The sequence below is a fragment of the Paenibacillus sp. RC73 genome (assembly GCF_044908085.1).
GTDB classification, from domain to species: Bacteria; Bacillota; Bacilli; order Paenibacillales; family Paenibacillaceae; genus Paenibacillus; species Paenibacillus terrae_A.
The window spans coordinates 20,644-33,016 of the sequence record NZ_JBIYCV010000003.1 but is presented as its reverse complement, the minus strand read 5'-3'; the positions used below and the strand labels follow the sequence as shown (position 1 = coordinate 33,016).

10 protein-coding genes and 1 pseudogene are annotated in these 12,373 nt (G+C 46.0%); 3 read left to right on the top strand and 8 right to left on the bottom strand.

All coding sequences use genetic code 11. From position 1 onward, the window contains the following. The first annotated feature begins 182 nt into the window (after window positions 1-182). Window positions 183-1,178, top strand: coding sequence for a CdaR family transcriptional regulator (locus ABH897_RS07030; protein ID WP_283653939.1), 996 nt, complete (start codon window positions 183-185; stop codon window positions 1,176-1,178). Between the two features lie 171 nt (window positions 1,179-1,349). Here the strand turns inward: ABH897_RS07030 and ABH897_RS07025 are convergent, their stop codons facing one another. The 5 genes from ABH897_RS07025 to ABH897_RS07005 form a co-directional block, all read right to left on the bottom strand. Then, entirely contained in the window at window positions 1,350-2,495 is a 1,146-nt protein-coding gene (locus tag ABH897_RS07025) for a glycerate kinase family protein (protein ID WP_283653940.1), read from the bottom strand. Between the two features lie 21 nt (window positions 2,496-2,516). Next, a complete protein-coding gene (locus tag ABH897_RS07020; protein WP_404581011.1) occupies window positions 2,517-3,812 on the bottom strand; it encodes a GntP family permease in 1,296 nt (431 codons plus the stop codon). Window positions 3,813-4,015: 203 nt separating this feature from the next. Beyond that, window positions 4,016-4,387: a DMT family transporter gene (locus ABH897_RS07015; RefSeq protein WP_283653942.1), complete on the bottom strand. Its 372-nt coding sequence runs from the start codon at window positions 4,385-4,387 to the stop codon at window positions 4,016-4,018. Window positions 4,388-4,441: 54 nt separating this feature from the next. Then, entirely contained in the window at window positions 4,442-4,996 is a 555-nt protein-coding gene (locus ABH897_RS07010; protein ID WP_283653943.1) for a TetR/AcrR family transcriptional regulator, read from the bottom strand. 267 nt (window positions 4,997-5,263) lie between these two features. Beyond that, window positions 5,264-6,220: an endo-1,4-beta-xylanase gene (locus ABH897_RS07005; protein ID WP_404591473.1), complete on the bottom strand. Its 957-nt coding sequence runs from the start codon at window positions 6,218-6,220 to the stop codon at window positions 5,264-5,266. A gap of 353 nt (window positions 6,221-6,573) precedes the next feature. Here ABH897_RS07005 and ABH897_RS07000 point away from each other — a divergent pair, with 353 nt between their 5' ends. Next, complete coding sequence (locus tag ABH897_RS07000) at window positions 6,574-8,019, top strand: DEAD/DEAH box helicase (RefSeq protein ID WP_404580131.1); 1,446 nt, start codon at window positions 6,574-6,576, stop codon at window positions 8,017-8,019. Window positions 8,020-8,097: 78 nt separating this feature from the next. Here the strand turns inward: ABH897_RS07000 and ABH897_RS06995 are convergent, their stop codons facing one another. The 3 genes and pseudogenes from ABH897_RS06995 to ABH897_RS06985 form a co-directional block, all read right to left on the bottom strand. Next, the gene (locus ABH897_RS06995) at window positions 8,098-9,204 is read right to left on the bottom strand and encodes a PRK06851 family protein (RefSeq protein WP_404581012.1); all 1,107 of its coding nucleotides are present in this window, start codon (window positions 9,202-9,204) and stop codon (window positions 8,098-8,100) included. Between the two features lie 186 nt (window positions 9,205-9,390). Continuing rightward, window positions 9,391-10,327 (bottom strand): annotated as a pseudogene (locus ABH897_RS06990) (alpha/beta hydrolase). A 22-nt stretch (window positions 10,328-10,349) separates the two neighbouring features. Beyond that, window positions 10,350-11,411, bottom strand: coding sequence for an LLM class flavin-dependent oxidoreductase (locus ABH897_RS06985; protein ID WP_283653946.1), 1,062 nt, complete (start codon window positions 11,409-11,411; stop codon window positions 10,350-10,352). Between the two features lie 373 nt (window positions 11,412-11,784). On the opposite strand from ABH897_RS06985, the gene ABH897_RS06980 reads away from it, so the two are divergent. Next, on the top strand, window positions 11,785-12,366 hold the full coding sequence (locus tag ABH897_RS06980) for a TetR/AcrR family transcriptional regulator (RefSeq protein ID WP_283653947.1): 582 nt from the start codon (window positions 11,785-11,787) through the stop codon (window positions 12,364-12,366). The last annotated feature ends 7 nt before the right edge of the window (window positions 12,367-12,373 follow it).

Below are 12,373 nucleotides of genomic sequence, written 5' to 3'. Positions count from 1 at the left end.
TCTATGATAAAATTGACTGACATGTTCAGCGACCTGCCTTATCATATTGTTCAGATGCACAATAAATTGGAAACCCTTTCATAAAGGTAGTGTATTAAAATATACTATATCACTATAGATAAAGGAGGAATCGCAGACTGTTCCAGCTCTCCGAAAAACAAGCCCAAGACATCGTAGACAAAATGATGAAGGATATTCCATACAATATCAATATTATGAATGAACGAGGCATCATCATTGGCAGCGGCGAAAGCGAACGGGTTGGAACTGTTCACCAAGGAGCTGTTCATGCGCTCGAAACCGGGAAAATGATTGAAGTATGGCAGGACGGCCACTATGAGAAAAAGGGGACCAATGAGCCCATCGTCATTCATCATGAACGAGTCGGTGTTATTGGCATTACGGGCAATCCCGATGAAGTGCGGCCTTTTTGCAATATCGTCAAAACCACGGTATCGCTCCTGATCGAGCAGCGAATCTCTCTGGAGCATCTGGCCCACGAAGCTAACCGTAAAAAATCCGTGCTGGAAATGCTGTTGAATCATCAGGGAGCCTATACCCTAAAAATAAAAAAAGAAGCGACTCAATATCACATTGATTTGCTTCTAAAAACTTCGGCGGTATATGTAAAGTATCTTCCTGACGACCCGGCTAATTTAGCCGAACTGTCCAATATATTCATGCAGCATCCGTCCTTTCGTATGGAGGAGAACAGCTATCTCATCCTGATGCAAAATCAGGAGGTGACAGACAAGCTGCTGGAGCCGCTTGTGCGTAGCCACCCCCATGTGCTGATTGCCGTCAGCAGACAAGAGCATAACATTGCGGATTGTTATTTGCAGGCCAAGTCAGCCATGAATGTTTTACTGGCTCTGCGCCCGCCCGTGCAGATAATCTCTTTTGCAGAAGTCGAATTTTGGGTCAAACTGAGCCAATCTAACCTGACGAACACGATCCATCTGGTCACTAAACTGGAAGACACCGTGGATTTGCTGGATACGCTGCGAAGCTTTATTAACCATAACGGCAGTGTGTCCCTCACCGCAGACGAATTAAATATTCACCGGAACACGCTGCAATACCGCCTGAAGCGCATCCATACCTTAACGGGTAAAGATCCCCGAAATCTCCTTCAACTTTTTGAGCTTACGCACGGCTTATTGGCACTGTATCAATGAACTGCTGTATTATGCCAGATCATTTTTCGGTAAAAATAACATATTTCCGCTCGCCGTCACTCCCGAATTTCTCAGCCAATCTCCTTTGGCTAAGATCGGGATTGCAGGCGAGCACTCGTATTATATCGTATTTGTATTATGCCGTTTTATGTTACCTCGCTTATCGATTGTTCATTTCTCGCCGAATTGAAGCACCCTTGCGATATTCTCACACGTACGCTCTACGTTTTGCGGCCCTTCTACCAACAGCTTATCCAGCTCCGAGGCTCCCGGCACGATGCCGAACACCGCATCTATTCCTTCCTTGTACAACGTATCGATCCCTTCCCCGATATAGCCAGCGACTGCAATGACCTTTTTGCCGGATTGTTTGGCAGCCTGAGCTACCCCATATGGAGTTTTCCCGAATTTGGTCTGAAAATCAATGCCGCCTTCCCCCGTAAAAACGATATCCGCCTTCGCCAGCTTTTGCTTTAACCCGGTGTATTCGATCACAATTTCAATGCCTTTTTGCAGCGCTGCCTGAGTAAAAATCAACAGTCCCGCACCCAATCCACCTGCTGCTCCCGCGCCAGGAAGATCGCGCACATCCTTGCCCAGCTGTCGCTTCACCACCTCCGCGTAATGAGCAAGATTGGCATCCAATTGCTGCGCCATCTCCGGTGTTGCCCCTTTTTGCGGACCGAATACATGAGATGCTCCATGCGCTCCGCACAACGGATTCGTCACATCGCAGGCTACAATCAATTGTACCTGCTGCAAGCGGTCATCCAGAGATGAAATATTAATACTGGCCAGTTCTCCCAGACTGCCCCCGCCGCGTGGAAGAGTGTTCCCTTTTGCATCAAGAAATCTGGCACCCAGCGCTTCCGCCATTCCTGTACCGCCGTCATTCGTCGCGCTTCCACCAATACCAATAATAATCTTTCGAATCCCCTGATTCAGACACTCACGGATTAGCTCACCCGTACCGTAAGTTGTTGTCTTTAGCGGATTTTTGTTATCCTTATTGACCAGATGAATTCCGCTGGCGGATGCCATCTCAATTGCTGCAGTGGTGCCGTCTCCCAGCAAGCCGTATGCAGCAGTTACAGGTTCTCCAAGCGGTCCGGTCACCTCGATATAACGAATCTGCCCGCCTGTCGCATCCACCAATGACTGTACCGTTCCTTCACCGCCGTCCGCCATAGGGACGTGGACATAATTTGCGGCCGGATAGACCTTGCGCAGTCCTTTTTCCATCGCGATACACACTTCTTTGGCTGTCATACTTTCTTTAAAGGAATCCGGTGCCAGCACAAATGTCTTCTCTCTCATCTTCTCACCTCATCATCAATGTTAAAGTAAAAATCCATATATCAATGTCGCCACAATCGTCATCGTTCCACCCACAATAGCTTCATAAGGGATGAGTCCCATCCGTTGTTTAATACTCATTTTCATGCTGTCTGCCGTGACGTGAAAATAGTTGCCTTGTGGCAAGGAGTCGATGACCGTAGCCCCTGTATGCACCATCACAGCTGCGGCCAACGGGGCCGTCCCCATGTTCAGAATAGCTTCCCCAAACGAGCCTGTCGCCAAAATAACTCCCGTTGAGGTCGACGCTGTGGCAGCCGCCATCAGAATACCTGCAAGCGGTGCCAAAAATGTGCCAGAAACTCCCGAGGCTTCAATCAAGCCAACCACCTGAGTAGACAAGTTGGAAGCAGAGATCAGACCCGCAATCCCGCCTGCACCGATCAAAATCAGCACGGTCGCCGTCATTTTATTCAAACCGGAGGCCGAATATTTTAAAATATTGCGTCCTTGCCCCATTGCCAGCATACCCACAATCCCGGCAATCGGCAAAATGTACATCGCGTCCACCTTGAAACTCGACAGCGCTTCAATACCGGAAATGGAACCAATCGGATTAATCATCAGCAAAATAACAGCTACCAACGGAGCTACAATTGCCCGTCCCAGCGCCGGGTACTTCGAAGTATCGACATCACTGTCCATCGTATCCTGGTCGGATACCTTCACACCTTTGGTTTTCAACATAGACGCAACCAGAACGGTCACGATTAAACCACATATCGCAGGAACCACACCTGCCAGCATAACATGGCTTAAATCCAGATTGAATCCACGTGCCGCCGCAATCGTATTGGGATTCGGTGAGATGATGTTACCCGCCTTTCCGCCTCCCGATAAGGCCAGCAGGAGCGCCAGCTTGGAAATCCCCATTTTGTTCCCGACCGACAACGCAATAGGTGCCACGATCAGCACTGCGACCGGAATAAATACGCCTACCGCCGTAATAATCATCGTTGCCAAGGCTAGTGCAAGAATTGCTTTGCTACCGCCGAACTTTTTTACAATAGCCTGCGCAATCGTCTCCGCCGCCCCGGACTCCATCATCACACCTGCCAATACCCCTGCGGCGAGCACACGAATGACCGTCCCCATCACACTTTGCGTACCGCTAATCAACACACTAATGGTCTGCTCTAAATTGGCTCCGCCCAATAAAGCGCCTACAATGGCTCCCAAAAACAAAGCGTAAACCGGATTCAGCTTTCTTAATATCAGAATAATCGCAATAGCCAGCCCTGCCAGAGCTCCTATCCAACTAATCGTCAACCCTTCCATCTGCCTAACCCCCCGGGCAATTTTTGATTACGCTTTCATTATATCGATTACGGAGGGTGAAAAATATTGAAGAACGGACGAAATTGATTGTGCATTTGCACATACAAAAAGCCCATATCCCCTTTCAGGAATCTGGACTTTGAATACCCTTCAAAAAAAGACTGGTTTGCATATGTTCTACTTGGACCACTATATATTTTATCTCACTTTTGAACGATTGAGCTAACTGTTTCTGTTGTACCTTTTGCCTCACCATGTCCTGCACCAAACAGGTTCAGCACCACCACGCCAATAACAATTAAAGAAATGCCTACGATACTTCCTGTATTGATTTTTTCTTTCCAAATCAATACTGAAATAAGCGTTGTAGCAACAGCTCCTACACCTGACCAGATTGCATAAGTCATATTTAAAGGGAGCGTTTTGAGAACCAAAGAGAGAAAAAAGAAGGAAATAAAAAACGCGACAAATGTAAATAAAGTCGGGTACAGTCTGGTAAAGCCTTCTGAAGCTTTAAGCATTGAAGTTCCAATAAGCTCACCAATAATAGAGATTACCAAGAAAAGATAGGCCATTATTCATTCTCCTTTCAGCATTTTGCATCATTCGATTCCCAACGCTTATGGGATTTATGCAAAATGCTCCTTTATATATGTCTTTAATTCCTCCGTAATTTTCTTCCGTAGTTCTTCATTCGGAGGAGCTAACCCGAACATTTCCGCAAACCACAAACCGTCTATAACTAATCGGACCATTGTAGAACGAATCGGATCCAATTCATCGTTTTCGATTTTATTTTGGATATTAGCATACTCGTCCTGAAGTAGTTTTAGCATTTGAGGGTTAGTAAAATGAGCGGCAGAGAGAGCTGTATACAGGTCACTTACGTCCCGATCTCCAGAAAATGATGAATTCATATAAGCGCGAGTCCATCTTCCTTTAGAATGCATATCACTTTCTGCTCTCTCATTAAATTCGGTTACAAAGCTGCTCGACAGTTGCTCGACCATGCCCAGAATCAATTCATCTTTATTCGGAAAATGATAAAGTAATCCTCCCTTACTTATTCCCGCCTTCTTGGCAACCGCTTCTAAAGTTAATTTTTCTACTCCTTCTTCGTGTACAATTATGGAAGCCGCTTTAAGAATTAATTCTTTTTTTAATGCTGTTTTAGTTGTATTCATTTTTATCACCACCCATTTTATCATACCGTCCAGACGGTTTTATTTCAAGTAGATTAAAATTTTGCATTTAGTAATAGCCAAGTTTGCTCTATGTATTCGTACATATAGGTTAAAAAGAAAAAAGCCTTGGGAGCACATCATTTCACCCAAGGCTTAAGCTTTAAAGTCGCTCAAAGCATTCTACAAAAGACTTAGTCAAGTAAACGTCTCCCCCATCCCAGATGCTCAGCAAAAGTCCCACATCTGTTTTTTTGCATCGCCATTGGACTAGCTGCCCAGATATTGTCTCAGCCATTGGAGCGCGGGACGTTCCGAACCGTTCGAGTTCAGCAGATGTGTATTCGATATCCAGGTTTGCCCCTGGATGTATCCCCAGAGCGTAACTCCCTTCACCGCGGAATGCTGCCATAATACCGGGAATTTCTCCTTGTATCTGGCAAGCTGGGTGTTGTCGTCGCCAGTCATATCCAGCTCCGACACATAGATTGGCAATCCTGTTGCCGATAGCTTGTTCAGTACAGTGTTCATCGTGTTAACTGAGACGGTGTCCATACTGAACTGGTGGCATTGAATTCCAATTCCGTCAATTAAGCCTCTACTCTTGAGCTGATTAATAATATTGACGTATTGGTCGGTTAATGAAGGATCGTTGATAATTCCATATTCATTTATAAGTAGCTTGGCATTCGGAAAAGCTTGTCTGGCCTGTTGGAACGACCATATTACCCAATCCCATCCGGTCGACCCGTCACCACCAATGGCATTGCGGAAGGACGACTTCTGATGCAGTGGCTCATTCACCACATCTACAAACGCCGCATTCGGATAGCGCTGACCGGCAGCTTGAATCCACTGCGTCACTTCCACCTTCTGATCAGCAGCCGACAATCCGCCAATCCATCCTGGCTCCTGGGCGCCCCATACCAGGGTGTGAAACTTGAATGGGAAGCCATTATTACGGGCATAATTGTAGGCGGTATCCGCCTGCGACCAGTTCATATTGTTACGGCTGCCTTCAACCGAGCCCCACTTGGTTGAATTCTCCGGCGTCACCTGATTCCAGTACGTTCCGTAACTAGGAGGGACACTGCCGGCAATGACATTCCCGAGGAATTTGCTTCCCTTCGCCAGACCAGCATCAGCCTGATTCACCAGAACAGACGATAACAACACACCTGCCAACGCCAAACTGCTCACCAACTTGCCTGCTTTAAGCCTCAACATCAAATCTCCTCCTTACACGTATTAGGTTTAATATCTTCAAAGAAATAAAACGCTTACATTCCCAATTATAATAATGAGTGGTTATTTTCTGCTACGTGTGAAAATAAAGACTTAACCCAAAAAACTTTACATCATTGCGGGACAGCCAAACATCTGCAATCCTTTGCTATACATCGTTTCAATTAAATCTAAGCGAAAAATTGCTTTTGCAGTCTGTAACGACAAGATTGGGGAATATTCGATATGTATTAGAGTGAATCTGGATATAGAGTATACTATATAAGTATAAGTTAGATGCACGATGACATTCTATACGTATAGGTATTCCAAATACAGCGCAGAAGAGGTTGAAAATGAGTCAGAAGCATTTTTCAGATTATCCATTAAGTGAAGAAATCGTGAGAGCGCTGGATAGTCTAGGCTATGAGACGCCAACAGAAGTTCAGACGAAAGTCATTCCAGTTGCGCTTGAGAAGAAGGATCTTGTTGCCAAATCACAAACAGGTAGCGGCAAAACAGCATCATATGGTATTCCACTCTGTGAGCTAGTAGATTGGAATGAAAATAAGCCCCAAGCTTTAATCCTGACGCCAACCCGTGAACTCGCGCTACAGGTCACCGAAGACATCACGAATATTGGACGCTTTAAGCGGATAAAAGCAACGCCCCTTTATGGGAAACATCCTTTTCATATTCAAAAGGCCGAGTTAAAACAAAGAACACATATGGCTGTAGGTACGCCAGGACGTGTACTGGACCATATTGAACGAGGCACGCTATCGTTAGATCGGATGGCCTATCTCGTTATTGATGAGGCTGATGAAATGCTGAATATGGGCTTTATCGAGCAAGTTCAGTCGATCATTCAGGCCCTGCCTAGTGACCGGGTTACGATGTTATTCTCCGCTACTTTTCCTGAGGATGTAGCCAGACTGTCACACAAGTATATGAACGATCCTGTTGAAATTGAAATAAAAGCAGCCGGTATAACTACAGCTACAATTGATCACTCTTTGATTCAGGTGGCGGAGGCGGACAAGTTGGTATTACTTCAAAATCTGCTCATTGTTGAGAATCCTGAGAGCTGCATTATTTTCTGCCGTACGCAGGAAAATGTAGATAAACTATTCAGAGCCTTGGCTGATCTGGAGTATCCGTGTGATCGTATTCATGGGGGGATGGAGCAGGAGGAGCGTTTCGAGGTGATGAATGCGTTCAGAAGGGGACAATTTCGTTACTTGATTGCGACTGATGTAGCTGCTAGAGGTATTGATATCACGAATATCACCCATGTCATTAACTATGATATTCCCCTTGAGAAGGAAAGCTATGTTCATCGTACAGGACGTACGGGACGTGCAGGCAAGACGGGGAAAGCCATTACCTTAGTTACGCCTAAGGATGACAGACGATTAGCCGATATTGAAGCATACATTGGATTCGCGATTCCGAAAGTAAAGGCTCCCTCAGAAGAGGCTGTTGATCGCCGTAGAGAAGATTTTGAACAGAAGCTACATGTCAGAACTGTACTTAAAAAAGACAAGCGCGAGCAATTAAACCAACAGATTATGAAGTTGAATTTTAATGGTGGCAAAAAAAAGAAACTTAGAGCCGTAGACTTTGTTGGAACCATTGCTAAGCTTGACGGGGTAACCGCAGACGATATCGGGATCATTACGATTCTTGATCATGTAACCGATGTTGAGATTTTGAATGGTAAGGGTCCACTTGTAATGGAGATTATGAAGAATACGACCGTAAAAGGTAAACTGTTAAAGGTACGCAAGGGAAATAAGTAGAGACTACACGGTATAAAAGAGGGCTAGGAGAAAGGCGCTATAGACGCACCTTTCCTCTAGCCATTTTAATTAACGAGGTCAGTTGTTCCTGCTCACAGATACCAAATATTCCCTAATTTCCTGTTCTATCCGGGATCTTATCTGATCTACAAGGTGGACATCCATCGTCGCCGCATAGATTTCCTTTAACTCATCCCGTAAGGACTTAGCTTGTGTCAGATGCTGTATGGATTGCTTCATGGCTTTAGAGTATCGCTCTTTAATGTCGGCAATAGCATCCGAATGCGCTTCATCTGTGCCGGTCTGTATACATCGCGAATACATATCAACGATTTCATCGGTGGCGTGGACGGGCTCGTACTCATGCGGTGCCGTGCTGTCGAAAATAGCAAACCCAAGCTCTCGCACGATAATCATATCGAGACTGTTCGGATCGAAGCCACAATGGTAGATTTCGATATCAAAGCCACGTTGTATTCCTTCAGCCGCTAATTTCTTTAACAGAGTAGATTTACCGGATCCGGCGCGGCCTTTAACCAGATACCTCTTTAAGCCCGCGGTCAAATTAGGGACGTAATCAACAGCCCCCTTCGGCGTAGTCGCACCTAGAAAACGACGGTCTACCCGACTTACTCTCTCCAGTTTCCGATCACCATAGAGGAGTTCAATATACTCCTGGGTCAGTTCATCAGCTAATTGGAAATTCATGCTGGCTATATATATGGTTTCCCATTCGTCGTGAATACGAAGTGCTTCGGCAAAGCCGGAATAGGCTTGGTTATGTGCTTGCGTGATCTGTTCGGTCAAGCTGTCGATTTCTTGCTTCTGCAGATTCAACTGAAGCCTATCGGCTGCCTGCTCTACATCCACGTGTACGATGACTGTCTCAGGCAGTTCGGGCTCAATGACATGTGGTGCCGTTCCATCCACGATTCCTGCTTTTAACTTGGGTATAATTACTCCGTCCAACGAATCGTTATCCGCTGCGCAATGGAGAATCCATATCTCATAGCCTTGCTGTGCCATATGCTCTCCAATTTCTCGAATAAGCCTTGATTTCCCCGTTCCAGGGCCTCCTTTTAAGACAAACAAACGTGTTAATCCTTGAAGTGACGAATTATACAGGTTAGCAAATCCTTCAGCCGTATTGCCGCTGGCATAGAAATTAAGGATCGTTCCGTCCATAATCACTCACCTTTCTGGGCTAATGTCATGCTTCATGCTCCATTGTATTAATTTTCTACGGAAAAGGTGCCTTTCATTCCCTACCATCTTTGATAACTGAGGAATTTGCAAAAATCCTGAACTGTGTATTACAAAGGAGCTATCTCCCAAGTCGTTTCAGACCTTTGGAGACAGCCCCTGGATTATTTAAGGATTAAGCGCTCTTGCAATGGCGTCCACATAACTTTGGCTGGCGCGCTGGCTTACTTCCGCTTGCGGAACCATCCCTTCAAAGCTGTGGAATGTGCCGGGATACAGATGAAATTCGACGTCTACACCCGCTTGAGCAAGACGTGCCACATATTCGATCGTCTCATCTCGGAACAGATCGAGCTGGCCTACGCACGTATAGGTCGGCGGTAGCCCCGCCAAGCTTTCCGCTCTCGACGGGACCGCATGTGGGGACACCTCGTTATCTTCGGTACGATCGCCCAAGTACATGTTCCAGGCCGCCAAATTGTTCGTCCGGTTCCATGTTGCATTATCGGCCGTAATTTCATGGCTTGACGCCGTAATATTGCGGTCGTCGATCATCGGATACAGCGGCATTTGGAAGACGAGGGCTGGCCCGCCTTTGTCGCGAACCATTAAAGCAAGCGCTGCGGTCAAACCGCCGCCCCCGCTTGCACCGGCAATCGCGATCCGATCCAAGTCGATGCCCAGCAGCTCAGCTTCGCCCGTCATCCACGTCAAGCCGGCATAACAGTCATCGATGGCAGCTGGGTAGGGGTGCTCGGGAGCAAGTCGATAATCGACCGATACGACGACGCATTTAGCCGCCTGCACGAAGCGTTCGCACAAAGCCGTCCATATCAGGATGCCCCATCACATAGCCTCCCCCGTGAACCCACAGCATGGCCGGAAGCTTAGCGTTAGTGCGCTGGGCAGGTTCGTAGATTTTGACCAATATTTCGCCTGCTACGCTTGGAATCATCCGGCTTGTCGTATGTACGTGCTCCGACTTCTCAATGGGAGGACTCGACAAATAGCTTCTGCTCAGTTCTAAATTTTCCTCCAGTTGAAAACCAGGAAATTGTGCTAATATCGGCCTTAATTCTGGCAATACCCGACTTTCAAAATTCATTTGAATCACTCCTATAATTGAATTATGATCTTTTTTCTGTCTCGGCTTCCCACTTGGCTATTTCTTCCCGAACTCGGGGTGCTACCTCTGTTCCTAGCTGCTCAATGGCTCTCATCACCTCGGCATGCGGCATCGTGCTTAACGGAACATACAGCATAAAGCGTGTAACGCCTACATTTTTGCGAAGATGAATGATCTTCTGGGCAACAGTCTCGGGATCGCCAACATACAGTGCACCTTCAAAACTGCGCGCGGCATCGTAGCTAGAACGATCATAATGTGCCCAGCCCCGCTCCTTACCCAATCTATTCATACCTGCCATGGTAGAAGGAAAAAATGTATCGGCAGCTCGTTCAGTATTCTCTCCAACAAATCCTATCGAGTGCGATCCAACCTTAAGCCGCGATTCATCATGACCAGCGTGCGCTGCTGCTTTCTTATAAAGCTGCACAAGCGGTGCAAAATCCGTCGGTTTTCCACCAATGATCGCCAGCATCAGTGGCAGTCCTAACAGACCTGCACGGATAGCAGAATTCTGTCTGCCCCCGCTGCCAACCCATATCGGTAACGGATTCTGAACGGGCCGTGGATACACGCCCAAATTGTTAATCGCTGGCCGATGCCCACCCTTCCAGGTTACTTTTTCGGACTCACGTATTTTAAGGAGCAATGCCAAATGTTCTTCAAACAGCTCATCGTAGTCGTCCAAGTCATAGCCAAACAGTGGAAAAGATTCTATAAAGGAGCCCCGGCCAGCCATAATCTCCGCACGTCCATTCGAAATACCATCCAGCGTAGCAAAATCCTGAAAAACGCGCACCGGATCAGCTGAAGAAAGCACCGTCACTGCACTGGTCAGCCGAATCCGTTTCGTCTGCGATGCAGCCGCAGACAGCACAACTGCTGGTGAAGATGCCGAATAATCCTTCCGATGATGCTCACCTACGCCAAACACATCAAGTCCTACTTGATCAGCAAGGACAATTTCTTCGACAACTTCACGCAATCGCTGTGCGTGACTCATCACTTCACCTGTCTGAACGTCCGGTTTCGTTTCTACAAACGAAGTAATACCTATTTCCATGATCAATCTCTCCTATACTAATAGCTTTCTCTGTCAGCAGCTTCAAACTATTATTCCGGTTCTTTTCAAGCAGGTTGATGTGTAGCTCAGATTGATGCTGCCCCCCCTATCTCCATTGATTTTAAATACGGCAAAAAATATCATACTGATCGGTACGATAATTTTCCCAGTAAATATAACTCATAGAAACGAATAATGTCAATAAATCAACTTCCCTTGTTAGGATAAACTAACCTTCATTTGACAATATAAACGGCTAATTATAAGATAATAACATACTATTTGGTACGCAAAAAAAGACTGCTGACAATTACACATGATCAGAGTCATTGAGCAATTAAAATAAAATCAAGAGTAACGAGAGGTATTGATTATGGGACGAACCCGCGAATTTGACGAAGAACAAGTATTAGATGCAGCTATGCAACTATTTTGGGAGAAGGGATATGAGGCTACCTCATTAAGTGATTTAACTTCCAGAATGGCAATTCAACGCCCCAGTATATACTCAGCTTTTGGGGGCAAAAAAGAATTGTTCGAAGTCGCGCTACGCAAATACATGATGTCCCGTGCTTCTCTGGTCCGAACCAGACTTCAAAGCAACCCATCTGTAAAAGAAGCATTTCGCACTTTTTTTGAAGGTGTGGTCGATGAGGAATATACAGGAGATCCTAGAAAAGGATGCTTTTGCATCAATACAATGGTCGAACTTGCACCTCATGATGAGAAATTTGAAATTCTTACAAGGGAACATCAAATGTACCTATCGGTCATATTTCAAGAAACCATTGAACGAGGTATACAATCAGGTGAGCTTGAGATTGGGCTAGATGCGAAGGCTGTATCACAGGCGCTAATCGTATCGTTAATTGGACTAACCGTAATGATGAAGTCTCGTCCAGAGCGATCATTTATTGATAATACGATAGAGGTGACACTTACATTGCTTAAGTAATTCGGAA